Annotated in this window: 21 protein-coding genes and 1 tRNA gene; 9 read left to right on the top strand and 13 right to left on the bottom strand. The window is 44.1% G+C overall.

Features of this window, described 5'->3' with window-relative positions:
* The first annotated feature begins 41 nt into the window (after positions 1-41).
* Positions 42-623, top strand: a complete 582-nt coding sequence (locus AC27HD_RS01600; RefSeq protein ID WP_487103354.1) for a hypothetical protein — start codon at positions 42-44, stop codon at positions 621-623.
* Positions 624-722: 99 nt separating this feature from the next.
* The gene (locus AC27HD_RS01595; protein WP_032096486.1) at positions 723-1,553 is read left to right on the top strand and encodes an HAD family hydrolase; all 831 of its coding nucleotides are present in this window, start codon (positions 723-725) and stop codon (positions 1,551-1,553) included.
* A gap of 143 nt (positions 1,554-1,696) precedes the next feature.
* Here AC27HD_RS01595 and AC27HD_RS01590 read toward each other — a convergent pair whose 3' ends face one another.
* Together AC27HD_RS01590 and AC27HD_RS01585 are read right to left on the bottom strand one after the other, a co-directional pair.
* On the bottom strand, positions 1,697-2,401 hold the full coding sequence (locus AC27HD_RS01590; protein WP_487103353.1) for an SDR family NAD(P)-dependent oxidoreductase: 705 nt from the start codon (positions 2,399-2,401) through the stop codon (positions 1,697-1,699).
* Between the two features lie 51 nt (positions 2,402-2,452).
* Complete coding sequence (locus tag AC27HD_RS01585; RefSeq protein WP_032096488.1) at positions 2,453-2,983, bottom strand: DUF2878 domain-containing protein; 531 nt, start codon at positions 2,981-2,983, stop codon at positions 2,453-2,455.
* A 192-nt stretch (positions 2,984-3,175) separates the two neighbouring features.
* On the opposite strand from AC27HD_RS01585, the gene AC27HD_RS01580 reads away from it, so the two are divergent.
* The 3 genes from AC27HD_RS01580 (at position 3,176) to AC27HD_RS01570 (ending at position 6,807) form a co-directional block, all read left to right on the top strand.
* Positions 3,176-4,804, top strand: coding sequence for a diacylglycerol kinase family protein (locus AC27HD_RS01580; RefSeq protein WP_487103351.1), 1,629 nt, complete (start codon positions 3,176-3,178; stop codon positions 4,802-4,804).
* An 8-nt stretch (positions 4,805-4,812) separates the two neighbouring features.
* Entirely contained in the window at positions 4,813-6,165 is a 1,353-nt protein-coding gene (gene gdhA, locus AC27HD_RS01575) for an NADP-specific glutamate dehydrogenase (RefSeq protein ID WP_487103349.1), read from the top strand.
* 201 nt (positions 6,166-6,366) lie between these two features.
* A complete protein-coding gene (locus tag AC27HD_RS01570) occupies positions 6,367-6,807 on the top strand; it encodes a hemerythrin domain-containing protein (protein ID WP_287010719.1) in 441 nt (146 codons plus the stop codon).
* A gap of 304 nt (positions 6,808-7,111) precedes the next feature.
* On the opposite strand, the gene AC27HD_RS01565 is transcribed toward AC27HD_RS01570, so the two are convergent.
* The 9 genes from AC27HD_RS01565 to rlmE form a co-directional block, all read right to left on the bottom strand.
* Positions 7,112-7,270: a YqaE/Pmp3 family membrane protein gene (locus AC27HD_RS01565; protein ID WP_032096492.1), complete on the bottom strand. Its 159-nt coding sequence runs from the start codon at positions 7,268-7,270 to the stop codon at positions 7,112-7,114.
* A gap of 281 nt (positions 7,271-7,551) precedes the next feature.
* Positions 7,552-9,846 carry a putative bifunctional diguanylate cyclase/phosphodiesterase gene (locus AC27HD_RS01560; RefSeq protein ID WP_487103347.1) on the bottom strand — a complete coding sequence of 765 codons (2,295 nt, stop codon included), beginning with the start codon at positions 9,844-9,846 and terminating at the stop codon, positions 7,552-7,554.
* A gap of 303 nt (positions 9,847-10,149) precedes the next feature.
* Positions 10,150-10,235, bottom strand: a tRNA-Leu gene (locus tag AC27HD_RS01555).
* A gap of 10 nt (positions 10,236-10,245) precedes the next feature.
* Positions 10,246-10,662, bottom strand: a complete 417-nt coding sequence (gene secG / locus AC27HD_RS01550) for a preprotein translocase subunit SecG (protein WP_487103345.1) — start codon at positions 10,660-10,662, stop codon at positions 10,246-10,248.
* Between the two features lie 10 nt (positions 10,663-10,672).
* The gene (gene tpiA, locus AC27HD_RS01545; RefSeq protein WP_487103343.1) at positions 10,673-11,416 is read right to left on the bottom strand and encodes a triose-phosphate isomerase; all 744 of its coding nucleotides are present in this window, start codon (positions 11,414-11,416) and stop codon (positions 10,673-10,675) included.
* Between the two features lie 95 nt (positions 11,417-11,511).
* Positions 11,512-12,855 carry a phosphoglucosamine mutase gene (gene glmM / locus AC27HD_RS01540; RefSeq protein WP_032096496.1) on the bottom strand — a complete coding sequence of 448 codons (1,344 nt, stop codon included), beginning with the start codon at positions 12,853-12,855 and terminating at the stop codon, positions 11,512-11,514.
* Positions 12,856-12,867: 12 nt separating this feature from the next.
* Positions 12,868-13,689 carry a dihydropteroate synthase gene (gene folP / locus AC27HD_RS01535; RefSeq protein WP_487103341.1) on the bottom strand — a complete coding sequence of 274 codons (822 nt, stop codon included), beginning with the start codon at positions 13,687-13,689 and terminating at the stop codon, positions 12,868-12,870.
* A 98-nt stretch (positions 13,690-13,787) separates the two neighbouring features.
* Positions 13,788-15,734 carry an ATP-dependent zinc metalloprotease FtsH gene (gene ftsH, locus AC27HD_RS01530; protein ID WP_032096498.1) on the bottom strand — a complete coding sequence of 649 codons (1,947 nt, stop codon included), beginning with the start codon at positions 15,732-15,734 and terminating at the stop codon, positions 13,788-13,790.
* 101 nt (positions 15,735-15,835) lie between these two features.
* A complete protein-coding gene (gene rlmE, locus AC27HD_RS01525; protein ID WP_032096499.1) occupies positions 15,836-16,465 on the bottom strand; it encodes a 23S rRNA (uridine(2552)-2'-O)-methyltransferase RlmE in 630 nt (209 codons plus the stop codon).
* Positions 16,466-16,560: 95 nt separating this feature from the next.
* Between rlmE and yhbY the strand changes: the two genes are divergently transcribed.
* Positions 16,561-16,854 (top strand): ribosome assembly RNA-binding protein YhbY, encoded by a 294-nt coding sequence (yhbY, locus tag AC27HD_RS01520; protein WP_032096500.1) that lies wholly within the window; start codon positions 16,561-16,563, stop codon positions 16,852-16,854.
* A gap of 95 nt (positions 16,855-16,949) precedes the next feature.
* Entirely contained in the window at positions 16,950-17,726 is a 777-nt protein-coding gene (locus tag AC27HD_RS01515) for an SDR family NAD(P)-dependent oxidoreductase (RefSeq protein ID WP_287010734.1), read from the top strand.
* A gap of 207 nt (positions 17,727-17,933) precedes the next feature.
* On the opposite strand, the gene AC27HD_RS01510 is transcribed toward AC27HD_RS01515, so the two are convergent.
* The gene (locus tag AC27HD_RS01510) at positions 17,934-19,349 is read right to left on the bottom strand and encodes an ABC transporter substrate-binding protein (RefSeq protein WP_487103337.1); all 1,416 of its coding nucleotides are present in this window, start codon (positions 19,347-19,349) and stop codon (positions 17,934-17,936) included.
* Between the two features lie 160 nt (positions 19,350-19,509).
* Entirely contained in the window at positions 19,510-21,906 is a 2,397-nt protein-coding gene (locus tag AC27HD_RS01505) for a Lon protease family protein (protein WP_487103335.1), read from the bottom strand.
* A 343-nt stretch (positions 21,907-22,249) separates the two neighbouring features.
* Here AC27HD_RS01505 and AC27HD_RS01500 point away from each other — a divergent pair, with 343 nt between their 5' ends.
* Positions 22,250-23,548, top strand: coding sequence for a methyl-accepting chemotaxis protein (locus tag AC27HD_RS01500; protein ID WP_487103333.1), 1,299 nt, complete (start codon positions 22,250-22,252; stop codon positions 23,546-23,548).
* 270 nt (positions 23,549-23,818) lie between these two features.
* Positions 23,819-26,422: a leucine--tRNA ligase gene (leuS, locus tag AC27HD_RS01495; RefSeq protein ID WP_487103331.1), complete on the top strand. Its 2,604-nt coding sequence runs from the start codon at positions 23,819-23,821 to the stop codon at positions 26,420-26,422.
* Positions 26,423-26,425 lie beyond the last annotated feature (3 nt).

Raw genomic sequence — 26,425 nt, 5'->3', positions numbered from 1 at the left:
TGCGTGAATGCAGCTATAAATCTTTAAATATGGGAGTTCCAATGAAAAGCGAAAGCCAGAATACAACAACGTCACGAGAGAGTAGCAACGACAATATACGAGCAGCGATTGTCTCAAGTGACAAGCTCCAGGTTGCTGCCATATTTGATACTACTGACGAGGCAAGAATTGCATTGAGACGCCTTGAAGAAGAAACAAGCGTTGCCTCGCACCAAAGCGAGCTGATAGAGCCTTCCGACCCAAAACTGAGCGAAAAGTTAGAACAAAAATCGTCATCTATAGCAAATACCCTTTGGACGTCGCATCTTGCGCTTTCTGGGATAGGATTTGTCATAGGAATGATTGCTGCGTTTCTACTAACGCAGTGCGGACCAGCGCTTACGCAACAAAATCCTTTGTTTACATACATTGCCCTGATAAGCCCTGGTACATTTATCGGTATGTTTGTGGCGGGCTTAATTGCACTGCGACCAGATCGCAACGAAATTGTTCTAAACGTGAGTGATGCCGCTCGTAACGGCAAGTCGGCATTAATTATTAATCTACGTAAATCACAATCCGCAAAGACGATTTCAGGTTTGCTACAGCAACAAAGCAACAATGTGGTGCAATCGATTAAATAAATTACATAGACCTTCCGTTCTATTAAACTATTGAGTATAGATCCCGTATTATGGGATCTTTATCATATCGCCCTCACCAACATTGACCGGACAGTATCTATGGATTTAATTTTTTTTGATTTAGACGGAACGTTACTGAACAAGTCGTCCGAAATATCGGATTACACCAGAGAGACACTAGCACTTCTCAGTGAACGCGATATTGCATACACCGTGGCAACTGGCAGGACAATGCACTCTGCACAGCATGTGATTGGGCAACAACCATTTGTACTACCCCATATATACAACAATGGCGTCGCCATCTGGGACCCTACTGGCAATGCCCTTACGCTAGAAAACCTGCTTAACGACAACGAAGCCGCCACGATTATTGAATGTGCTACTCGTAATGGAATTACGCCTTTTATCAATACGGTGGATGTAAACACGCAACATCACGACCACATCATATTTCATCACGCACCGCAGCATGAGATTGAGAAAAACCTCATCAATAAATATTTTTCAAAAACAAAAGCAGCCCTACTACCGGTTGACCATATGCCGGCTCAAGCACATATTACCAATATCAGTATGATAGGTGATGGGGATGTTATTCGGGGAATGTGGAACGAGCTTAATGCCAACGACGGCCTAATTGCCTATTCAGGCCCTGCAATTGAAGGCGATGAATATCGATGGATGGATGTGCATCACAAACTCGCCAGCAAGGGTAGCGCCGTTGAAATATTAAAGCAGCAATTAGGGGCGACAAATGTAATCTGCTTTGGAGACAGCGATAATGATATGAGTATGTTTTCCATAGCGGATGAGGCCTACGCGCCAAGTAATGCCAAAGCACCCATTAAAGAGGCTGCGTCATCAATCATAGGCCATCATCACGAAGATGGTGTTGCACGATTTTTAAGAGAGCGATTTTCGTTGTAATCGCTACTTGCGCCACAATACCGTTAAGGCAAAGCTTTACTTAAGAAAGGCTTTGCCAAATTATAGCGTTAGCTGATTGCTGCGATTCACAGAAGGCAGCCCTAACCACCGGCCGCCTTCCTGATTACATTGACGACTTACACTTACCAAGCAATTTCTTTTCGATCTTTAAAGAACTTCCCGTTGGGCACATCGTCTTCCAACATGGCTAGCCATATTGCAGTATCGGCACCTTCCTCAGGGGTTTTAGGTGCATCTGAACCACCCATCCTCGTGTGCACCCAACCTGGAGTCATACTATTTACAGCAACATCAATCTCTTTATCTTCTTTTGCATTGTCGACTACCGCAGCCATCTTCACGGTTAGTGCGTTGACGGCTGCTTTTGATATTGCATAAGAAAATGGACCTGCTAAGGATTCATGAAAACTACCATAGCTAGAACTGACGTTGATAATCCGGCCAAAGCCTCGCTCTATCATTTTCGGGAGGGTCCGCTGAATTAATGTTAAGGGTGCAAAAACATTGACTTGCATAGACGATGCGAATGACTCGGAGGTCACGTCTGTCCATTGGGTATCGTCTAACACGCCAGCGTTATTAATTAAGATATCAATAGGTCCATATACCGCTTCTGCTCTCGTAAATGCGTCTACTATGGCAGACTCATTGTCCAAAGGCATTTCGATAACGTGGAGGTCTCCACCAACAATATCTTTTTTCGCTTCTAGTCCGGCATCTTCGTCTCGACAGCCCATTAACACTTTGTAGCCTTCAGCAACCATGCCTTTGACAATCTCTAAGCCAACGCCCCTATTGCCTCCGGTAACCAAAACATTTTTTGTCATAATCAATACACTCCTTGAGTTGATGGATGTAAAGCCGCGCTTTACCGACGACTATTTCTGGGTGTCTGACGATACAAACACGGTTGATAGATAAAAGCAAAATGGAAACGCAATGCTCCATACTATCCCTATAATTACAAAGGTTATAGGTATAGAGAAGCCCAGTTCAACAGCGTCAAAATTAGCCCCTGCAATGTAACTAAGCGGGGCAAAAATAGCGCCACCCAATGCAGCTAAAAGCGGCCTTCCCTCAAACACAGTGAGGCTATGGTACACCGTGCCCGCAAAGCCAGCCCATAATAAACTGAGCCAAATAGGAATTGGTAGCAAAGGAATATTGGCTTGGGTCTCGGTAAATATAAAAACACCTGATTTGGTGAGTGCTGTATCAATGAGGGTGCCGATGATAAACATGGAAGCCATCAGCTTTAGGTCGTTTTTGCGTTCCCTTGAAAACCAAAGCCACAAAACAAGTAAACCGACGACTGCAAGGACCGCTTGGTTCTGAAATAAAATCACTAGCCACCAAATGGTTTGAAACCATACAAAATTGGCAACTTTAACAACAACATCGTTTTTCATTGAACTCACTCATTAAATTCGTAACGTCACTTACACCATATAAGCTCAGTTACGACGCCGACACGAACAAAGTTCATTATCCACATGAGATGCAACTATGAATAAGAGCCCTAAATTACGTGGAAAAGTAAACGAAATTTAACCTTGTGCTGTATAGATAAGTACTTGCAATAACAAAGGATATGTTTCGTCGTGAAGATGGTTAAATATTATATCGCCGGTGCACTGATAGCATTTGCTCTTCTACTTATTAGTCAATCTGTTGTCTTACAAATTTTACTGGGATGGACTTCGTTTTCTTTAGCAGCGGTGAGCAGTGCTTATATTTTTAACTATCCCTCTCTTTTTAGAAAGCGCGATGATGGTTCCATCCCTTTTTATATACGTTGGATTTTCGTTCCTTTCCTATTCGGCTCGTGGCTTTACAACGAATACGCACGAAGAACTGATAAGGTGCCGCCTCTTCAGAAGGTGAAAGACAATCTTTTCTTAGCGTGTCGAATGTCTGGTCAGCATGTTGACCTATTAAATGAAAATGATATTGCTGCCATACTTGATGTTACCGCCGAATTTGATGGTCTTGATTACACCGCGCTGCGCGAAGATTACCAATACCTCAATATTCCTGTACTTGATCACACAAGTCCCACCTCAGAGCAACTTATTCATGCTATCAACTGGATTGATCAACAGATAGCAGCTGGGCGAAATGTGGTTGTGCATTGTGCCTTAGGCAGAGGCCGTTCTGTACTTGTGGTTGCCGCTTATTTGTTAGCAAAAGATTCATCGTTATCTGTTGACCAGGCCATGCAAAGTATTAATCAAATACGGGAAACTGCAAGGCTTAACAAGAAACAGCTAGCTGCATTAGAAAAAGTCAAAGAAGGTGGGCTACTTTCTCTACAACAAAATCTATTTCTCATCGCTAACCCTGTAGCTGGGGGCGGCAAATGGTCGCAGAACAAAAGTCAGATATTGGCGCGGCTAAACGAAAAATTTAATGTGACGGTAGCTGAAACTACCCCAGATGAAGATGGAAAAGTGCTTGCCCAAAAGGCAAAAGATGAAGGCGCCGATATTGTTGTGGCGTGCGGTGGAGATGGTACTTTAGCAGAGGTTGCCTCAATACTCGTTAATACCCCCCTTACTATGGGCTTTATCCCGTTAGGCACAGCGAACGCACTTAGCCAGGTGCTTCACGGCTATATGAGCAAGGTAATGCCAATTGATATCGCCTGCGACATTATTATCGAAGGTAAAACACTGTCTATCGATACGGCGAGCTGTAATGACAACATCATGCTACTCGTTGCTGCCGTTGGTTTTGAGGAACAAATGATTTCATCCGCAGATAGAGATGAAAAAAATGAAGGCGGTCAATTTGCCTATCTCAAAGGCCTTTGGAGCGCTATCAGTAACAATCAAAATATAAAATTTCGCATTCAAACCGACGATGATGACGAAGAGACGTTAACGACACCCAGTTTTGTGGTGGCCAATGCTGCCCCTATGTCAACGGCGCTAGCTCAAGGTGATGAGCCACCAGACATTACTGATGGAAAACTTGACCTGACGTGGTTGATACCCCAAACCACACCTGATAAGCAATTGTTGTCATTGGCCGAATTAATACTGAGCCCCAGCGAAAGCAAGCGTCATTCAGAGAATATTCGTCATGCGCAAGCTAAAACAGTCACACTGACTTTCGATAGCACAGTGTCATATGCAGTAGATGGTGAAATCTATCAGGCAGACACCCTGTCGATAACCACCTCCCCTAGAAGCCTCACTGTGCTTACCAATATAGAAAACAAGGAATAAATATCCACATGTCAGACGTCAGTAACTTTGATGAAATTTACGGTTTTTTAAATACAAAATTTGAAAACGAAAAAGAATATCTTCAGGCTGTTCATGAAGTACTAGAAGATATCATTCCAATTTACAATGCCAATAGCGCTTACAAACAAGCAGACGTCGTTCGCCGCCTGTGTTTACCTGAGCGTGTTATCTATTTCACTGTTTCTTGGGTAAGTTCGCAAGGGAACGTAGAAGTTAATCAAGGCTGGCGCGTACAGCATAATGGCGCAATGGGCCCGTACAAGGGAGGATTGAGATTTCATCCAACCGTGAACCTTTCAGTGCTTAAATTTTTAGCTTTCGAGCAATGCTTCAAAAACGCATTAACGGGCCTGCCAATGGGCGGTGGTAAGGGAGGCTCAGATTTTAACCCTAAAGGTAGAAGCGACCGTGACATTATGCTTTTTTGCCAGGCATTTATGCGAGAGCTTCAACGTCATATTGGTGCCAATACCGATATACCTGCGGGCGACATTAACGTTGGAGCAAGGGAAATTGGCTACATGTACGGTGAGTATCGCCGATTAAACAACAAGTTTGAAGGCGTACTCACGGGAAAAGGCCTTGAATTTGGTGGAAGCTATGTAAGAACTGAAGCAACAGGGTTTGGCCTTATCTACTTTACTGAGTCGGTGTGCGAGGCTAACAACACCGAGCTCAAAAACAAGCGCGTGGTTGTTTCTGGTGCTGGTAATGTTGCCCTGCACGCTGCGCAAAAAGCCATTCAAAAAGGCGCTTGTGTTGTCACACTGTCAAACAGTCGCGGGCTGCTTTTTTGCGACGAAGGCTTCAGCGAAGCTGACATCACGTGGGCTATCAAACAACACACCACATCAGACAATATCTTAGTCGATCTTGAAAAAAGAGGCGCTGGAGTGTGGTTTGAAAAGAAAACTCCTTGGCATATTAAATGTGATATCGCTCTACCTTGCGCAACACAAAATGAGCTTCACGAAGCTGACGCAAAAGAGCTATTGAAAAATGGATGTACTATGGTGCTAGAAGGGGCAAATATGCCTTGCAGTATAGAAGCACAAGAAGCGTTCATTGGCAAAAATATTGCTTATGTACCTGGTAAAGCATCCAACGCAGGTGGCGTCGCCCTTTCTGGATTAGAAATGTCGCAAAATGCGATGTTTAGCCAACGTAGTGCCCACGTTCTTGATGAAGAGCTACAGTCCATTATGCAAAGTATTCATGAGCGCTGCCTTGAGGAAGCCAAATTGCTAGCTAATCGAGACGGGTACATTAACTATATGAAAGGCGCAAACATCGCCGCGTTTAGAAGATTAGCGGATGCCATTGTTGCACAAGGCGTGTAAACCAACAGCGTAAAATTCCTTATGAAAGATTAGGCGTACAAAGTGTAAAAACTGCTCATCTTTGTACGCCCACATCAAGCGCCCGATTTAATTTAAAAAAAATTACATAACATTCAATGAGATACAAAACCCAGCATTATGGAATGGTTATCGCATTACACTATATAAGTAATTGAATATTTAATTAATGAGGAACTAACTGTGAAAATCTTTGAAGCATTACGTCAAGACCATGAAAAGCAACGCCTACTGCTTAAAATCCTTGCAGAGACAAGCGGTAACACCCCTGCCCGTCAAGAATATTTCGAAGAACTTAAACAACAGCTTGAGAGCCATGCTATTGCTGAGGAACGTCATTTTTATACTCATCTTCTTGAGAAAGACGCGACGATAGATTTAACACGGCATGGAATTGCAGAGCATCATGAAATTGATGAGCTTATAGCAAAGTTAGACGATACCGATATGAGTTCACCTGCATGGCTGCATCACTTAAAAGTGCTTCAAGAAAAAGTTGAGCACCATTTAGCTGACGAAGAGCAAGAGTTCTTTCATGTAGCTGGAAGAGTGCTTAATGAACACCAAAAGACCGAACTAGCGGCAGGTTATAAGAAAGAAATGAACCAAGAGTTAGCGTCGTAATTCGACAGTATTTAATACAAGTGCCAAGCACTGAAAAAACCCTCTATGTATGACGTTAAAGCCATACATAGAGGGTTTTTGCATACTGGCTATAATTCATCATCTGCAGCAATGCTAGGTGCTAGTAAGTATCTATACCTAAGTGCGGCCCCCTAAGCTCACACTTCTAAGTGCACATGCCTTCGTACATATAACAAGTGATGTTAATGTAGAAACGTTGGTAAGAAACACGTAATAAAAAAGCCAGTGACAGAAATCATATTTCTGTCACTGGCTTTTTTATGTTCGGCCTTTTATATCTTCACTATTTTTTCGCGATGATATAAACCGCATGGATCACACCTGGGAAATAACCAAGAATAGTAAGCAGTATGTTTATCCAGAAGTGGGCGCCGATGCCTACTTGCAAAAACACACCTAATGGAGGAAGTAAAATTGATAGTAGTACACGTATGATGTCCATAATAAAGTCCTTGTTTGTTCTTAATTTCGTTCTTTGGTATGTGCTTAGCTAAATATGCAGCTAATTAGTGAGCAATGAAACCACATAATGCTCAAATTGCTTTCACTCATCAGTTTAAAAACACTAAACCGTAAAAGCATACTAAACGCTTAGCACCTAGCACCTAGTACCTAGTAGTTACCACTTAAATAAAGCACAATGCGTTCCAGCATTACCAAGAAGTAATAATAATTGTGATTAACGCCTTTTATTCGATATAGAAGCGCGCATTCCTATTCAATTTACTTTTTGAATGGCGAATTAAGCAGCCATACTTCTAAGTCTTCTCGCTTCAAAGGCCTGCTTATAAAGTACCCCTGGGCCTCGTCGCACCCCCATTCTTTTAAAATGCGTAAAGACTCTTCATTTTCCACCCCTTCAGCAACCACCCTTAAGTCGAATATGCTGGCTAAGCTTAAAATAGTGTGAACGATTTGCTGATCGTTTTCTTGTGTTGCGAGCGCCAAAATGAAACTTTTATCTATTTTGATTGATTCAACCGGTAAATTTTTCAAATAAGCCAATGAAGAGTAACCTGTACCAAAATCATCGATAGCGAAACGAAACCCTAATGCTTTTAGCGATGATAGATTTTCTACTGCAAGGGTTGCATCAGAGACTAAATCACTTTCTGTTATTTCAAGCTGAAGTGACGCAGGTGACAGCCCTTTCTCTGTCAAAAAAGCAACCAATTCATTGAGCAAAGCTTTGTTCTGTATGTCTTGTGTTGACAGATTCATCGCGATGGTAAAGTCGTAATATTGTTCTCTGAAATAGGCCAGATCTGAAATAGTTTGGCGCATTACCCACTTAGTCACTTGCTCGATGAGACCTGCCTGCTCAGCGATGGCAATAAATTCATCCGGTGCAACATGGCCTAATTTACTGTTATTCCAGCGTATTAGTGCTTCCATGCTGCATACCTTCATCGAACGTAGGTCTATCTTAGGTTGATATACCATAGATAGCTCATCTTGCTGAGTTGCAAGAGCACGCTTTAACTCTGTAGTAATGGATAGACGTCTATTATAGTTAGCCTCTAACTCTGCACTATAGTGAACTGACCAAGCACCTGTTCGGATGGCTTTGTCAGACACGATATTGAGCTTCCTGAAAAGCTCTTCCGTAGTCTGTGCATCTTCAGGACACGATAATACCGCCATAGCCACTTTGACAGGAATAGTTATCAGGTTACTTTCAACGGGCTGTTCAAGAATATGTTTTAACGTTTCAAGTTGATTATCATTTAGGGGCTCATCGGTGACGTAAATAACCTCACCGCCGGCTAAGCGCGCAGATGTGCCCGGCCAGCGCAACAAACGCCTTGCTAACGTTTTCAATGTATTGTCACCGTTAGAGTAGCCGTACAAGTCGTTAATAGTTCGAAAGCCAATAACGGTGATAGCAATAACTTGTACCCACTTAGGCTCTCGCATTTGCTCTACAAAATAACGTTCTAGATAATTGCGATTGAATAATCCTGTTAAATCATCGTGCTGTGCCTGATACCGAATACTGTCCTCGCGCTGAGATATACTTTTCTGCATGCCATCAACCGCATTTTCCAATGCAACAACTTCGTGGAAATTCCCTGTCTTCTCAAACGTATTTTTATAGCGCCCAGACGCTATGTTATTAATAGCCCCTATTACGGAGTTCATCGGTATTGTGACCCTTCGTATCCATATCAGAGCAAATAAAGTGATGGTAAAAAGGCCTAAAATATAGAGAGAAAACAATGTCAACTGTATTGAGCGAAAGCTTTCAACCTGTGCCGCAACATCCACAAAGAATGTTATCTTTACAGGCGCAATCGATAAGGAATCTAGTGAGACAGCGTGCTCTATGTACTCAACCGTGTCTAAAAAAGTAATATCGTGCCATCTGATTTGAGAGGCTATTGACTGGCGCGCACCTTTTGTATGTTCAGGTAGCGTAGACGCCAAAACTGCACCGGTATTACTATCAATAATGTTGATATATGCGTTTGAAAATGTACCAACGCTTTGAATCACGTCGTCTTGAATATGCCTCGCGATAAGTAAATAGTAGCGGATACCGTTAGCTTGAATTGTTTTAAACCTGAGGTACGACAGCTTCCCGTCAACCACCGCAATGGTGTGCGTTAAGCCCATGGCAGCCATTGCAACGCTCTGTTTAGCTTGTTTACCTGCTTTGAATAGTGAGGAGCTAGAGGCGGTAACAACGTGATCTAGATTGACAATCGCTAGATGCACAATGTTCGATGAGCCTCTTTCACGGTTGAGAGAGTTTATGAATGAAGAGGCATCTGAGAGCGTTTTAACATCGTTGAGTGCTTCAGAACCTGTCAAGGCATCAAGCGTGGTGCTGAGTAAACTCTTTTGTTCGACTAATACTTTCTCTAAAGCACTTTCCGCAATGGATACTTCCTTGTCCAAGTGACTCTTTATTAAGGTGCTAAACGACGTCCACAGCGCGATGAACACGAATAGCGTCGCTATGGTTGCCCCGATAGCGATAAGCCTAGTCAATGATTGGCGAAGACCTGTATGCACGAATACGCCTCTAAAGAATGAGTTTGTGCCGTTCTATGGCGTGTTGCTGCCCTAGCTTTCAAAACAAAATGCAGCAACCCTTGATATATTAGGAAAATAATAGCTGACTTAGCCCCATCAAGACAGGGTAACCATGCTGTTATTACACTTTATTTTGCACTTATTTTTTACTTTGTTAGCGATATATAAACGAAGCATACTTTAAGGCCAGTACACATGGGCGCTTTTTGTAGGTTCTTGATTTGGCGAATGTATATGTAGAGAATAAAAAAAGGGCCAGCATTTCTGCCGGCCCTTTAAAATTGGTGCGGAAAGCGGGACTTGAACCCGCACGAGCTACGCTCACCACCCCCTCAAGATGGCGTGTCTACCAATTCCACCACTTCCGCAATAAACTATTTAATCTGGTGTGTCGCTGCTATCAACTGCAGGCACATCGTTTTGTGTTTCGTCAGAAACTGGGATATCAGATTGTGCTGGCTCGTCTTCTACTACCGGCACGTCTGCATCACCTGGTACTTCCACCGGTGCTTCAACCGCTGCAGGTACGTCTAAATTATTCCACTCATCATCAGCGCTTTCACGGTTTGCTGTCATCGCACCTAGCGATAAGCTTATGAAGAAAAACAAGCCTGCTAGAATTGACGTTGTGCGCGTCATAAAGTTACCAGAGCCGCCTGAGCCAAACACTGTGTTTGAGCCGCCTGAGCCAAAAGAAGCGCCCATGTCCGCCCCTTTTCCTTGCTGGATTAGTACAAACCCAACCAATAAGAGCGCCACAACTAGATATGCTACTAAAAGCACTTCATATATCATAAATACCTCGTCAGTTTGCCGCTTGGCAAATTGAAATAAAATCTTCAGCTTTTAAACTGGCTCCACCGATTAAACCGCCGTCTACGTCTTTTTGTGAAAACAACGTTTGAGCGTTATCGGGTTTCACGCTTCCACCATATAATATAGGGAGCCTGTGAGCCAAATCTGCGTCCACTTTGTTAAAGTAACCGCGTATAAACTCGTGTACTTCTTGCGCCTGTTCAGGCGTTGCTGTTTTTCCTGTTCCTATGGCCCAAATCGGCTCATAAGCAATAACAGATTTTGACAGCTCTTCAACCGAAAGCGTTGAAGTCAATGCATCTAGCTGCTCACCTACAAATTGCTCTACGTTACCCGCTTCGCGAATTTCAAGGGACTCACCTACACAAATGATAGGCGTAACACCTGCCTCAACGCATTTCTTTGCCTTCGATGCGACAAGGTCGTTTGATTCCTGCTGGTCTTCCCTTCTCTCAGAGTGACCGACGATTGCATAACTGCAACCGGCATCTTTAATCATCTCAAGTGACAACTCACCCGTGTGGGCACCGTTGTCAAGGTGGCTTACATTTTGAGCACCTAGAGAAAATGCATCGCCAGAAAAATGATGAAACAGCGTAGACGGTGAACAAACAACTATATTTGCGTCACATTGCACTGTTTTGAGCTTCTCATTGAAGTCAGCAACTAGCGCAGCGCTTCCGTTCATTTTCCAGTTTCCAGCAACTAGCGACTGTCTTATTTTTTTACTCACTATGTCGACCTTAGCCCTGTCTTTTAGCGGGCGTGATATTAACTATTTACAACGTAAGATACAAGTATAAAAAGCGAAATTTCCTGCCACACCAATCAATTGGCGAGATTACGAACAGTTTCTGCAATATGCTCTGCCCATTTCTCGGACTTTTGCTCTTCGTTAGATTCAACCATAACTCTTATTAAAGGCTCAGTACCACTTTTTCGCAGTAATACTCTGCCAGTTTTACCCAGTGCTGCCTCAGCTTCCTGTTTTGCATTTTGTACATCTTGATGTGCAAGGTAGTCAATATCTTGCTTTGTATAACGTACATTAACCAAGGTTTGAGGGTACATTTCAAATCCACTGGCTAAATCATGTAAATCCATGTGCGAGCGCAGCATAGCCGCGAGCACTTGAAGGCCAGCGACAATACCATCGCCCGTTGAGCACATAGACAAGTTAAGTATATGGCCTGAGTTCTCTCCGCCAATAGACCAGCCTTTTTGCTGTAGAAGCTCCATGACGTAGCGATCGCCCACATTGCTTCTAGCAAATGGAACCCCAAGCTTACTCAACGCATTTTCTAAGCCAAGGTTACTCATAAGTGTACCGACTACACCGCCCTGCATCTGCCCATTTTTAAGCGCATCCCGTGCGATGATATAAACAATCTGATCGCCGTCAAGAACGTTGCCTAGATGGTCAACCATCATGAGCCTATCACCATCACCGTCTAGCGCAAATCCGAGGTCAGCCCCAGTTTCTTTAACTTTTGCTACAATGCCGTCCATTGCCGTCGCGCCAACTTCATCGTTAATATTCAAGCCATTTGGCGCGGTGCCAATTTCAATGACAGTAGCGCCAAGCTCTCTCAGTACATTAGGCGCAATGTGATAGGTAGCGCCATGGGCGCAATCGACTACTATCTTTAGACCAGTGAGAGACAATTCAGAAGGGAACGTGCCTTTGCAAAACTCGATATAACGACCTGCGGCGTCATCAATCCGGGTTGCCTTACCAAGTTTATCAGACGCAACGCATGTCATTGGCCGCTCGAGCATTTCTTCTATTGCCAATTCAATGTCATCGTCAAGCTTAAAGCCTTGAGCCGAAAAGAACTTAATGCCGTTATCGTAATATGGATTATGCGACGCACTGATAACAATTCCGGCTTCAGAGCGAAATGTTTTGGTAAGGTAGGCAATAGCAGGCGTGGGCATTGGACCTAAAAGACCTATGTTGATACCCGCCGCTGAAAGCCCTGCTTCTAAGGAAGACTCAAGCATGTATCCAGAAATACGGGTATCTTTACCGATGAGCACTTTATTCGTACCCCGCCCGGCAAGTACTTTACCCGCGGCCCAGCCTAATTTAATGCAAAATTCGGGGTTTATGCTGCTTTCGCCAACCTTCCCGCGAATACCGTCGGTACCAAAATATTTACGCTGACTCATTATTATTCCTTATTACATTTTATTCAGCATTTTCACGATATTCACAGCATCCGCCGTTTCTTGCACATCGTGTACACGTATTATGTGTGCGCCCATTTGAGCAACAATTGTAGCGAGTGCTATGCTTCCAGCCAAGCGTTCGTCCACATTTCTGTCTAATAACTTTCCAATCATAGATTTTCGAGACATGCCCACTAAAACAGGAAGACCTAGTGCCATGATATCAGGAAGATATTTCACCAAAGCATAATTGTGTTCAAGTGATTTCCCAAAGCCATAACCAGGGTCTAATAATATAGACGACTTATCTATTCCAGCGCTTTTGCATGCGTCAATACGCTCAAGTAAAAACTGGCTTACATCGGCGATTACATCATCGTATTGCGGGTTAGACTGCATGGTTCTTGGCTGACCTAACATATGCATTAAGCATACAGGTACGTTAGCATTTGCTGCCGCAGCTAGCGCGCCTGGTTCGCGAAGGGCTCTTACATCGTTTATCAAACCGGCACCAGCGTTAACAGCTTCTGTCATCACTTGCGCTTTGCTTGTGTCTATTGAAATGACACAGTCGCTATTTGCCGAAATGGCTTCAATAACTGGAATGGTTCTGTCCAATTCTTCTTGAAGCGCCACTTCTTTTGCGCCTGGACGAGTAGACTCTCCACCAATATCAATAAACGTAGCGCCCTGCTCAACCATCTTAAGTGCATGCTGAACTGCATGTTGAGTGGATGTGTGTTGTCCACCATCAGAAAAAGAATCGGGGGTGACATTTAAAATACCCATAATTCGAGGTTCAGAAAGATTGATAGAGTGATTGGCAAACTGCATTAAAAAACTCGCTAATACTTATAGATTACAGTGTCTGTAATAAAAAACGCCAGATTAACTGGCGTTTTTTTAATTACAAAAAATAGTGTAAAGAGGTGCTAGCTAGGAATATCGCCTGGCTTACCGACTGATGGTTTGTCTACACCGTCGTTTTTTATTTCACCTTCTTTCACTGGCGAACCACCACTAGGCTTGTCGCCACCCGATGGTTTGCTGTCGTCCCAGTCTGCAGGAGGACGAACTTCAGTGCGGTTCATCAAATCATCGATTTGCTTAGCATCGATGGTTTCATACTTCATAAGCGCGTCTTTCATCGTATGAAGAACATCTTTATTGTCTTCTAGAATTTGCTGCGCTCTGTCGTAGTTGCGATCGATAAGTGACTTAATTTCAGCATCGATGGCACGGGCTGTGTCGTCAGACATACTTGACGCTCTCGACATTGAATTACCGAGGAAAACTTCGCCTTCTTCTTCTGCGTACAGCATAGGTCCCATCTTAGTAGATAATCCCCATTGCGTTACCATCTTACGAGCGATATCAGTAGCACGCTCGATATCGTTTGATGCACCGGTAGTCACCTTGTCATCGCCGTAAATAATTTGCTCTGCAATTCGACCGCCGAACAAGCTCGAAATCATACTCTCTAGGTGCTGCTTAGAATGACTTACGCGGTCTTTCTCCGGTAAATACATAGTGACACCAAGCGCTCTACCACGAGGAATGATTGACACTTTGTATACAGGGTCATGCTCAGGCACTATACGGCCAACAATTGCGTGACCTGCTTCGTGATATGCCGTCATTTCTTTTTCAGACTCAGACATCACCATAGACTTACGCTCAGAGCCCATCATGATTTTGTCTTTCGCTTTCTCGAACTCTTCCATTGCAACAACACGTTTGCTACCGCGGGCGGCAAACAAAGCAGCTTCGTTCACTAGGTTTGCTAAGTCAGCACCAGAAAAACCTGGTGTTCCTCTCGCAATCAACGATGCTTCAACGTTGTCTGCGATAGGCACTTTACGCATGTGCACTTTCAGAATTTGTTCACGACCGCGAATATCAGGAAGTCCAACAATTACCTGACGGTCAAAACGACCTGGGCGAAGTAATGCAGGGTCAAGTACGTCTGGGCGGTTAGTTGCCGCAATAACGATAATCCCTTCGTGACCTTCAAAGCCATCCATTTCAACTAGCATCTGGTTAAGAGTTTGCTCACGCTCATCGTGACCACCACCTAATCCAGCGCCACGCTTGCGTCCAACAGCGTCTATCTCGTCAATAAAGATAATGCAAGGTGCTGCTTTTTTCGCTTGTTCGAACATATCTCGAACGCGTGATGCACCTACACCCACAAACATTTCAACAAAGTCAGAACCCGAGATGCTGAAGAATGGCACTTTTGCTTCACCGGCGATGGCTTTTGCTAATAACGTTTTACCCGTTCCTGGAGGACCGACCATTAACACGCCTTTAGGAATTTTACCGCCTAGCTTTTGGAATTTCGACGGATCGCGCAGGAAGTCAACCAATTCAGACACGTCTTCTTTTGCCTCGTCACAACCCGCAACGTCTGCAAAAGTCGTTTTGATTTGGTCTTCGCCTAACAAGCGCGCCTTGCTTTTGCCGAACGACATGGCGCCTTTGCCACCACCGCCCTGCATCTGGCGCATAAAGAATATCCAAACACCAATTAACAGTAACATTGGGAACCACGATATGAATATCGACGCGAGGAGTGATTGCTCCTCTGGTGGCTCTCCATACACTCTTACATCATTTTTCACCAAGTCTGAAACCAGCTTGTCATCGAAGTAAGGTACAAAGGTTTGAAAAGATTCGCCAGAGCGCTTAGTACCGCGAATTTCGCCATCATTGTTAATGCGAACTTCACGGATATTGCCCTGCTCCGCTTCTCTTAGGAATGTTGTGTAGTCAGTTTGTGAACGAGCAGATTCACTCGGTGAAAAGCTCTGGAAAACCGACATCAATACAACGGCGATAACCAACCATAAGATTAAATTTTTTGCCATGTCGCTCAATGCTACTAACCTCTATAAATCCGAACCGGTGCGGTTTTGAACAAGTTGTTTATTCAATATGCAAAACGGTTCGCAACAAAAATCGCTTAATTCAAAGCGTACTACACTTTATACCCACAAGCCACCAAATACACCTCACGAGACCGTGATCTCGACGAAGCAGGCTTCCGCGTTTTTATGGTGGTGAAAGATTGTTTGAGTGAATTCATAAACTCAACAAAACCTTCACCTTGAAACACTTTGATGACGAATGAGCCACCCGGCTTCAATACTTGATGACACATATCCAACGCCAGCTCGCACAAGTACATAGAACGAGACTGATCCACCGCCGAATTACCAGCTAAGTTAGGTGCCATGTCAGACAACACTATATCTACGGTGTTCCCACCAATTCTGTTCAATAATGCATTTAAAACTTCTTCTTCGCGAAAATCCCCCTGAAGAAAGTCTACACCTACAATTGAATCCATAGGTAAAATGTCACAAGCGATAACCTGACCTTTGTCGCCGACTAACTTTGCAGAGAGCTGTGACCAGCCACCGGGGGCTGCACCTAAATCGACCAATGTCATTCCGGGTTTGATTAATTTATCTTTATTCTGGATTTCTTCCAGTTTATAGATAGCGCGAGACCGCCAACCCTCTTTCTGCGCTTTTTGCACATAATGGTCGTCGAAATGTTCTTTGAGCCAACGTTTACTGCTGGCGGATTGGTTCTTTTTTGTCATTCAATTACAATGTTATTAGGATTGTAGGGAAGATGGCGTTAGAATACGTTATTTCAAGCATAAACTAACAGAATAATTGTAAGAATATTTATTAAATGAAACTTTCAAATAAACAGAAACAATTTCTTAAAGGCCTAGCGCACCCAATGAAACCAATCGTACAGCTTGGTTCAAACGGCCTCACTGAGGGCGTGGTAGCGGAAATTGATAGCGCCTTAAATCATCACGAACTGATCAAAGTAAAAGTGCCCTCTGACGATCGCGAAGAAAAATCGTTGATAATGGATGCCATCGTTCGCGAAACTAACGCACACAAACTTCAGGTCATAGGTCACACGCTAATTATTTACCGTCCTAGCGAAGACTGTAAAATTCAGTTGCCAAAATAAGAAAGCTTTTGGTGCTGGCATAGGCTAGCGCCATAGTTTTTCCTACCAAACCCCGTTAACATCTTGTTAAAACAACGAGAACAAACGGGAAATCAATGCTGTTAACTAATCTTACTGCAATAGTCACTGGCGGCTGCTCTGGTCTGGGTCATGCAACTGCGGTTGCACTTAGAGGCGCCGGCGTTAAAGTCAGTCTTTTTGATTTAAATGACGAACAAGGCGCCCAGCGCGTATCTGAACTAGGTGAAGAAGGCACGCTTTTTTCTCACGTAGACGTTCGCGATGAAGAGCAGGTTCAACGAGGAATCGACGCGACCACTGCAAAATTTGGCGCCATAAGTATGGTAGTTAACTGCGCCGGTATTGCTCCAGCAAAACGCTTACTCGACAGAGAAGGCAACCCTGCCCCGCTTGGCGACTTTCAAAAAACCATCGACATTAATCTTGTTGGCAGCTTTAACGTTGCACGGCTTGTTGCTGCGACAATGGCAAAACAGTCGCCTATTAATGATGAAGGTGAGCGCGGCCTTATCATTAATACGGCATCGGTGGCTGGCTATGAGGGCCAAATAGGCCAAACGGCTTATGCTGCGAGTAAAGGCGGCATCATTGGTCTTACCCTACCTATGGCTAGAGACTTGGCGCCCCTAGGTATTCGCGTGAATACAATCGCGCCCGGCGTGATGGGTACGCCTATGCTACTTGCTATGCCTGAAAAGGTGCAAGAAGCTCTGTCAGCAAATGTTCAGTTTCCAAAGCGTTTAGGCTTACCTGAAGAATTTGCAAAACTGGTTATGCAAATCGCAGATAACACGTATATTAATGGCGAAACCATTCGTTTGGACGGTGGACTCCGCATGCCCCCAAAATAGTTGGGGCAGCACAGTCAAATAGCACGCCGAGCAAAGTAGCAAAGCCAACGCAGCTGAAAATAAGATTAATGAAGTACGCCGGATGTTAAGACGAGAAGACAGGCGGCGTGCTTTTATTCTATGGCTTAAGCGTTATTGGTAAAGCTTAAGGGCTGAGCTTAAGTGCAAGGTCTAAACCTAAGGCGTTAGCTTTTCGAGCTTGGCTCATTACCCCTCAGTGAGTTGAAACGTTGCTTGTCTTATTTTTTCAAGCTCCAAAAGTGTACTATCCACATCTGGCTCAAGCATAAACTTATCTAGCACCGGCATAACTCCATTGGCAAATGCCTCGCTAGCATCTCTATCAAAAAAATGCGATACCCCAGCGGCGTTAGATAAAACGTAATACGCCTCTTTGGTTAAGGGCGATGTATCCTGTTGAGCGAATTTATTCGGCGACAGCACCCCCAAACTTTTATTTAATTTCGACTGGACTTCATGTCGAGCCGAAAAGGCTAAAAACTGCTTAGCCAAGGAAACATTGCTAGTCTGTTTCACAATGATCAGTACATCAATAGGCGCCTCCTCGAATGCCTGTACGCGCTCATCGAGAATAGGAAAAGGGAAAAAGCCAAGCCGTGGCACCACCGTTTGCTGAATTTCTTGAATAACATAATTGCCAATCATGGACATACCAACTAGGTCTCGAAATAGAAACGGTAAGCCTTCTCTCCACAACAGCTCATTGTGGTCTGAAATAAAGTAACCTTTCTCGATAGGCTCTAGCCATGCATTAAGCACCGCAGCCACTCTTTCATCAGTAAATGGAATCTGACCACTGGTCAGCTGTTGGTGAAACTCGAGCCCATTAATTCGAAGATTTAAATAATCGAACCACGCTGTGGCGGACCAATTACTCTTTGTGCCAATAAATATGGGTGGGTAACCAGCCTGCTTAATTGCTTCACACACCGCCATAAAATCCTGCCAAGAGGACGGCTCTGCCAGAGACAAGCGATTAAAGATATTTTTTGAGTAGTAAAAGCCGATTTGGTAATACGAAATAGGCACCCCGTAAAACTGACCGTCTCGAACTACTGTATTTTTCACACTTTGATCAAATGCTGTATGCAAGTGTTGTTGCGCCCATACATCATCGATAGAGAGCACTAACCCCGCGTCTACATAATCAAAAAGTCGCTGCCCAGAGTGCCAATACAGCACATCTAAACTGCTGTCTTGAGATATCAAGGAAGGAAATGAACGCTTATATTCTTCGCTACTTAGGGTTGTGAAGCGAACCGTTACACCTGGGTGTTGCCTTTCAAAATCTCTCGCTAAGGTGTAAAACGTTTCACGCTGAGCACTGGTAGAAATTGATACGCCGACATTAAGCTGCTCGGCAATACCAGCCGCTGCAAATATATTGCTCATAAAGAGTGCGAGGAAAAAGGAGGCAGCTTTGTTACTTCGACGTTTAGCCTTAGCTAAGCAAGAGCCTTCAGCTAAGCAAGAGCCTTCAGCTAAGCAAGAGCCCTCAGCTAAGCAAGAGCCCTCAGCTAAGCGAGAGCCCTTTGCTATGCGTAAGACCTTAGCCAAGCGCTTGGATTGGGCTATGTCGTTTAAGGAGGATACCCTTTTCATCAAAGCTACAGGTTTAAAAAACTGGTTTATACTACCCATACAACCCCAATTCATTCTCATCAATTATACTTCTCTAAAAGTAAAATAACTGGATTGGGGAGTTTGCCAATTAAACTTTCGTCGTTAAGTTTCCTAAATAGAGCCTTGGTATTTTTGATTGTTACTCTCCGTCACCACCGCTAACAATTAACGCAATATTGTATAGCCTGTTTACGGCATGATAGTTAAGTGAGTTTTTAGGATATCTCCCCTTACTACTTAGTTTGCCCGCTTCTTGCTGCATCAATATAGTAAGCGCATCATCAACAGTTTCCACTGTGTATATGTGAAACAGCCCTTTTTTCACCGCATCAACGACGGTTGCATCTAGCACTAAATTAATAGCATTAGATTTAGGTATGATAACGCCTTGAGTTCCTGTAAGCCCGCGATATTGGCAGAGGTCAAAGAAACCTTCAATTTTTTCATTCACGCCTCCCACAGCCTGCACTTCACCATATTGGTTTATTGACCCTGTAATAGCCAGGGTTTGCAGGCAAGGGATCTCTGTTAAGGCAGAAATAAGCGCAACTAGCTCACCTAATGATGCACTGTCACCATCTATGTGCCCATAGGACTGCTCAAGGGCAATATTGGCCGATAAGGTTAATGGAAAATGCTGGGCATATTTGTTACCCAAGTAACCATTAAGCAGCATAACCCCTTTAGAGTGTATGGGCTGCCCTAACTCTACCTCCCGCTCTATATCAACCACGCCACTTGCGCCAGCAAATACCGTTGCAGTTATACGGGCCGGTGTGCCAAACGCCGTATCTCCTACATCTAAGACCGTCAGGCCATTAACCTTACCCACTGCTTTGTTTTCAGTGTCGATAAGAACGTGGCCTTCCTTTATATCATTTAGCAGAGTTTGACTTACTCGGCCGGTTCGACGCTTTTTAGCATCAAGTGCGGTAACCAAATGCCCAAGTTCAATTTCACTGGCACCGGCCATAGCGCAGAAATAATGCGCTTCATTAACTAGCTCTATCACCTCTGCAAAATGTGCCGATAGTTTTTCTTTATGTTCAGCTTTTCGCAATGAAAATTGGACCAAGCGACACATGGCATTAGCGGTAATACCCTTGAGCCCTAATGACGCTAGATGCGCGCGGATTTTTCCAACGAAATCGAATAGAGTTTGACGTGTGACTGGAATTTCTAAATCGAAATCCACCAACACGCGAAATAGTTCATCGAATTCGTCATCGTAATCTTGCAAGGTGTAATACAAGTCTCTAGATCCAAGCAGAACAATCTTCACAGTTAAATCAATAGGCTGTGGGTTTAGCGTAATGTTATTTACCATGCCAACGTCTTGCTGGGGTAAATCCATTCTTAATCGCCCAGATTTTATAGCCAGTTTTAACGTTTCCCACACATAGGGCTGCTCGATTAACTGATCAACATCCAGCAATAAATAACCACCATTAGCGCGGTGTAACGCACCTGGCTGAATCATTCTGTAGTTGGTAAAAACACTGCCGTGAATGTTGGTATACTCAATTTTTCCAAATAGGTTTTGGTAAGTGGGATTTGGCTCATAAATAACAGGGGCAGCATCGTCGCGCCTATTGGCCACTAATACATTCGGTAAAAGCTGCTCTTCCAAAAATATCTTTCTGTCAAAGTCGTCACTTTTCTCTTCTTTCTGTTCTTCTTGGTGAATAACGAGAATGGCATTGACCAAAGCGGTTTTAAGCTGCTTAAGATACTTCATCACACCGAGATTAGCAGCGTACTGATGTTCAAGGTCTTTTATTAGGGCTTTAATTCCCTGCTCTGCAGTCACCCTATCAAGTTCTCGAAGACGCTCCGAGTTTTCTCGCTTCCACGCCGGGAGACTTAATAAACCCTCGCTTAGTCTATTCTCTAGTTCATCCACGAGTGTATAAAAGTGTTCCCGCTGCTGCTCACTCAGCGTAGCAACGTGACTGTCGTTGGCGGGTTTACCGTCTACTACAGGAACAAATGTGATAGCGCCACTTTCCTCAAACATGGCAATCTCATTGGCGTTAGCATAGCGCTCTACCGCGTCGATGGCCTCGTCGTACTTTTGTTCAAAATCCCGTGAAATAGAGGCGCGCTTGCGCTGATATCCAGGGTTGTCGAAAGCCACTGGAAATGTATCTAACACGTCGTCGACGAGTTGGGCGATATCTTTTTGAAAAACCTTACCGCCGCCAGGAGGAAAACGAAGGGCCACGGGCTCACGCTCTTCGTCAAAGTTGTTGATGTAGCACCAGTCATCAGGAGAGCTCAACCGAGCAACTTGTCGCTCTATGTAGTCTTTTACTAACGTAAATCGACCAGTGGCAGGCTCACCCATCACATACAAATTGTACCCAATGGCATCTATTCCTAAACCAAAGGTCAAGGCTTCTCTCGCCCTTTCTTGTCCAATAAAGGTGGCATTGAGCGCCTGCTCATCTTTAAGCGCGCTGTTTATTACTCGTCTGTTTATTGTGGGCGTTAAGGCATCGGTAGCTAACGCAAAGGCTTTACTGTCGACTGACATATCATTCTTTTTATAGTGCTTTTAGGTAAGTGAAACTCTATTTAACTGGGGTGTCAAACCCTTATCGCCCGTTGCCACAATTTCATGGCGCAAATGAACAAGAATCAGACAAATTGTAATAGCCACTAGCGCTTTTTAACCCAAGGTATAATTGTTCTGTTTGCCATTTCCGAGAAAATTGTGAACATATAGCACGCATAACATCTTATTTGGTTGGGTACGCTGATATTTTTTCTGTGTTGATCAAAGCATTTTTCATTAATGCAATTTAATCTTCTGTCACAGTCGTTTTTTTAGAAGTGGTGCTAACCTTTATCAACTTGACGAGAGGAAGCGAATAAAAATGCTTGTGACAAAATCACGATATGATGAGGATATTTCATTACTTATGGACCAAGTAAAAAAGCATACAGATGTGCTCGACACGCTTAAAAGCTGTGCCAATTATGCTATTTACAGCAAGCAAGGTAATTGCACATTTGCCTCTTCCCAATTTTTAGCACTGCTAGAGCGCAGCGGTAACGATGCTTCTTCATTTACTCATGGCGACATTCACTTTACTGACAAAAACAATGAATCCTCAGGACACTTGCTTTGGGACAAGGTAGTGAGCCAACCAAGTTTTTCAACTAAGGTCAGCTACAAAACGAAATTTGGAGATATTAAATGTCTTCAAGCAAGCTTTATGAAAGTTCACACTGGGCATGAAGATGAAATTCATGCTATCTATCACGACGTCACCGTTCAAGAACAAGACGCTTCTTCAACAAAAGCAACATCAGACGCCTTGAATAGGTCAATGGCTGTCATTGAATTTGAACTTGATGGCACAATCATCACTGCAAACGAAAATTTTACCGCCACTATCAAATACAGCCTAGATGAGATCCGCGGTAAACATCACCGCATGTTTTGCAAAGAGGAGTTTTATCAAAAAAACCCAAACTTTTGGGACTTGCTAGCACAGGGTGAGTTTTACTCGGGTACATTTGAACGGGTCGATGCGAATAACGAAATTTTGTGGCTTGAGGCAACTTACAACCCAGTAAGGGATAGCACTGGGAACGTGGTTAAAATTATCAAATTCGCCTCTGATATTACGGCGCAAATGAATGAAAAGAATGCAGTGGCGCAGGCAGCTGAACTTGCAGTTTCTACTGCGGAGGAAACTTCCCAAATAGCGGCTGACGGTTCAAACTCTCTGCAACAGAGCATAGATACATTTGAAGTAGCGTTAGAAGAAGTGGAGCAGACCAATAAGCTCATGCGTGAATTGAGTGAACAGTCGTTAAAAATAGAAGCGATAGTCACTACCATTAGTGGCATTGCAGACCAAACTAACCTTTTGGCGCTTAATGCTGCTATTGAAGCCGCGCGAGCTGGGGATCAGGGACGTGGATTTGCCGTAGTTGCCGACGAGGTGAGACAACTAGCACAGAGAACAAGCCACTCCACCGTGGAAATTGAATCTGTAGTCGCTGAAAATCGTAAACTTGCCAATCAGTCCACCAGTAAAATGGAAAGCGTTAATGAGAATGTAGAGCGCAATAGCCAGCAAATAAAGCAAGTACAGGGCGTAATGGATGAGATCCTCAAAGGTGCAACAAACGTGTCTCAGACGGTCTCAAAGATAATCAGATAACACTATACGCTTTTAAACCATCCCAATGAAAACCGCCACTTGCTTATTTTTACAGCAAGTGGCAATAAAAATCCCGCTCATATACGTTAAGCTATTGAGGCATGACTCTCCCGTGGGGTATTCTATGCGGCTACATATGTATTCAACTTGCTACATTTTCGTTGCTATTACTTTTTGGTGCCATTTTTTGGTGCCAGTCTTGGACCAATAATAACGACCATCTAGCAAAGTAAGAACGTTTCAACTTAATAATGCGGAAGCCTAAGTTTCATGGCCGATAATCAGTACAACCCAAAAGATATAGAAAAACGCGTTCAGCAATATTGGGAAGATAATCAATCTTTCAAAGCAATTGATGACGTAGATAAAGAAAAATTTTACTGCCTATCAATGTTCCCTTACCCAAGCGGTCGTCTGCATATGGGTCACGTGCGCAATTACACCATTGGCGATGTTATCAGCCGATACCAGCGTATGCAGGGAAAAAATGTCATGCAGCCAATGGGTTGGGATGCGTTCGGCCTACCTGCTGAGAATGCAGCAATCAACAACAATACGGCGCCTGCTAAGTGGACCTACTCTAATATCGATTACATGAAAACCCAGCTTCGCTCGCTTGGTTTTGGCTATGATTGGGACCGAGAGGTTACAACGTGTAAACCTGATTATTATCGCTGGGAACAATGGTTCTTCACCCGTCTTTACGAAAAAGGGCTGGTTTACAAGAAAAACTCAACGGTGAACTGGGATCCCGTTGACCAGACAGTGTTGGCCAACGAACAAGTTATTGATGGCCGCGGATGGCGCTCTGGTGCGTTAGTTGAGCAAAAAGAGATCCCTCAGTGGTTTATCAAAATAACCGATTATGCTGAAGAATTATTAAGCGATTTGGAACAGCTTGAAGAATGGCCCGACCAAGTACGCGCCATGCAGGCGAACTGGATTGGTCGTTCTGAAGGGATAGACATTACTTTTAATTTGGCATCACCTGTCAATGACATTGCCGACCTTACTGTTTACACCACCCGCCCTGATACTTTTTATGGCGTTACTTATGTTGCTGTTGCTGCCCAACACCCATTGGCAGAATTTGCAGCACAGTCAAATCCAGACATCGCCCGTTTCATCGACGAATGCAAAAATACTAAAGTTGCTGAAGCAGAAATGGCCACTATGGATAAAAAGGGCTGCGCGACTGGATTGGAGGTTGTTCATCCGCTTACCGGCGAAAAGCTACCAATTTGGATTGCTAACTTCGTACTGATGGAATACGGTTCTGGCGCTGTAATGGCAGTTCCTGGGCACGACCAACGAGACTGGGAGTTTGCAACAAAGTACAATCTGCCCATTCAGCAAGTTATTGCCGCGAAAGAAGGTGATGAAGATAAATGCGACCTTTCAGCGTCTGCCTACACTGAAAAAGGCACATTAATTAACTCTGAAAAGTTTGATGGTCTTGATTTCGATGCGGCTTTTAACGGCATCGCAGATGAGCTAGAAACTAAAGAATGCGGCAAACGCAAAGTAAATTATCGCCTACGAGATTGGGGGGTAAGTCGTCAGCGCTATTGGGGTACCCCTATCCCAATGTTAAGGCTAGAAAACGGTGAATCTGCGCCTGTGCCGGCGGATCAACTTCCTGTTGAGCTTCCAGAGGACGTAGAGATGGACGGCGTCATTTCGCCTATCAAAGCGGATCCTGAGTGGGCAAAAACAACCTACAATGGTGAACCCGCTCTGCGTGAGACGGATACGTTTGATACCTTCATGGAATCGTCGTGGTATTACGCTCGCTATGCTAGTGCAACCAACTCCGATGCCATGCTAGACCCAAAGTCGGCCAACTACTGGCTGCCTGTTGACCAATATGTTGGTGGAATAGAGCACGCAATATTGCACCTACTCTACTCTCGCTTTTTCCACAAACTATTGCGCGATGAAGGCTTAGTAGACTCAGACGAGCCATTTAAGCGCTTACTATGCCAAGGCATGGTGCTAGCAGATTCTTACTATCGAGAAGACGAAAAAGGTAAGAAAACCTGGTATTCGCCTACTGAAGTAACCACTGAAAAAGATGACAAAGGCCGTATTGTTAACGCATGGCTTACCGCTGATAACACTCCTGTCACTCACGGCGGCATGACAAAAATGTCGAAGTCAAAGAACAATGGTATCGACCCGCAAGAAGTTATTGATCAGTACGGTGCGGACACGGTGCGTTTGTTTACGATGTTTGCTGCTCCACCTGAACAAACTCTTGAATGGGTAGATTCGGGTGTTGAGGGCGCTAACCGCTTCCTTCGTCGTATTTGGAAGTTAGTGACTGAGCATGTTGAAAAAGGGACTCCTGAAGCGCTTGACGTGAAGGCGCTGAATAAATCACAGCAAGCCCTTCGTCGTGAACTGCACAAAACCATTCAAAAGGTAAGCGATGACCTTGGCCGTCGACAAACCTTCAATACAGCAGTTGCTGCCATTATGGAGCTACTGAATCACCTTCAAAAAGCGCCGCAAGACGATGCGCAAGACATTGCTATTATGCGCGAAGCGACCGAGTCAGTGCTTTTGTTGCTTAACCCAATTACACCGCATATTGCCCATGAGTTGTGGAAGGTGCTTGGACATAACGAAGATATTGATGTTGCGCCGTGGCCAGAAGTGGACAAAGACGCACTCGTTGAAGACGAAAAGCTGATCATTGTTCAGGTAAATGGCAAGGTACGCGCCAAAATGACCATTGCCGCTGATGCGAGCAAAGACGACATTGAAGCAAGCGCCCTTGCCCAGTCGAATGTCCAACAATTTATCGATGGGAAAACCATTCGAAAAGTGATTGTTGTGCCCGGCAAGCTTGTAAATATTGTAGCGAACTAGGCG

The sequence above is a fragment of the Alteromonas sp. 4NS20-0143 genome, from assembly GCF_057542855.1.
This window is presented reverse-complemented; position numbering and strand designations above follow the sequence as displayed.

Excerpts from the sequence above, each read along its gene's own strand:
- AC27HD_RS01600 (WP_487103354.1), top strand. The coding sequence starts at position 42 with ATGAAAAGCGAAAGCCAGAATACAACAACGTCACGAGAGAGTAGCAAC.
- AC27HD_RS01595 (WP_032096486.1), top strand. The coding sequence starts at position 723 with ATGGATTTAATTTTTTTTGATTTAGACGGAACGTTACTGAACAAGTCG.
- AC27HD_RS01590 (WP_487103353.1), bottom strand. The coding sequence starts at position 2,401 with ATGACAAAAAATGTTTTGGTTACCGGAGGCAATAGGGGCGTTGGCTTA.
- AC27HD_RS01585 (WP_032096488.1), bottom strand. The coding sequence starts at position 2,983 with ATGAAAAACGATGTTGTTGTTAAAGTTGCCAATTTTGTATGGTTTCAA.
- gdhA (WP_487103349.1), top strand. The coding sequence starts at position 4,813 with ATGTCAGACGTCAGTAACTTTGATGAAATTTACGGTTTTTTAAATACA.
- AC27HD_RS01565 (WP_032096492.1), bottom strand. The coding sequence starts at position 7,270 with ATGGACATCATACGTGTACTACTATCAATTTTACTTCCTCCATTAGGT.
- secG (WP_487103345.1), bottom strand. The coding sequence starts at position 10,662 with ATGATATATGAAGTGCTTTTAGTAGCATATCTAGTTGTGGCGCTCTTA.
- glmM (WP_032096496.1), bottom strand. The coding sequence starts at position 12,855 with ATGAGTCAGCGTAAATATTTTGGTACCGACGGTATTCGCGGGAAGGTT.
- folP (WP_487103341.1), bottom strand. The coding sequence starts at position 13,689 with ATGCAGTTTGCCAATCACTCTATCAATCTTTCTGAACCTCGAATTATG.
- rlmE (WP_032096499.1), bottom strand. The coding sequence starts at position 16,465 with ATGACAAAAAAGAACCAATCCGCCAGCAGTAAACGTTGGCTCAAAGAA.
- yhbY (WP_032096500.1), top strand. The coding sequence starts at position 16,561 with ATGAAACTTTCAAATAAACAGAAACAATTTCTTAAAGGCCTAGCGCAC.
- AC27HD_RS01515 (WP_287010734.1), top strand. The coding sequence starts at position 16,950 with ATGCTGTTAACTAATCTTACTGCAATAGTCACTGGCGGCTGCTCTGGT.
- AC27HD_RS01510 (WP_487103337.1), bottom strand. The coding sequence starts at position 19,349 with ATGAAAAGGGTATCCTCCTTAAACGACATAGCCCAATCCAAGCGCTTG.
- AC27HD_RS01505 (WP_487103335.1), bottom strand. The coding sequence starts at position 21,906 with ATGTCAGTCGACAGTAAAGCCTTTGCGTTAGCTACCGATGCCTTAACG.
- AC27HD_RS01500 (WP_487103333.1), top strand. The coding sequence starts at position 22,250 with ATGCTTGTGACAAAATCACGATATGATGAGGATATTTCATTACTTATG.
- leuS (WP_487103331.1), top strand. The coding sequence starts at position 23,819 with ATGGCCGATAATCAGTACAACCCAAAAGATATAGAAAAACGCGTTCAG.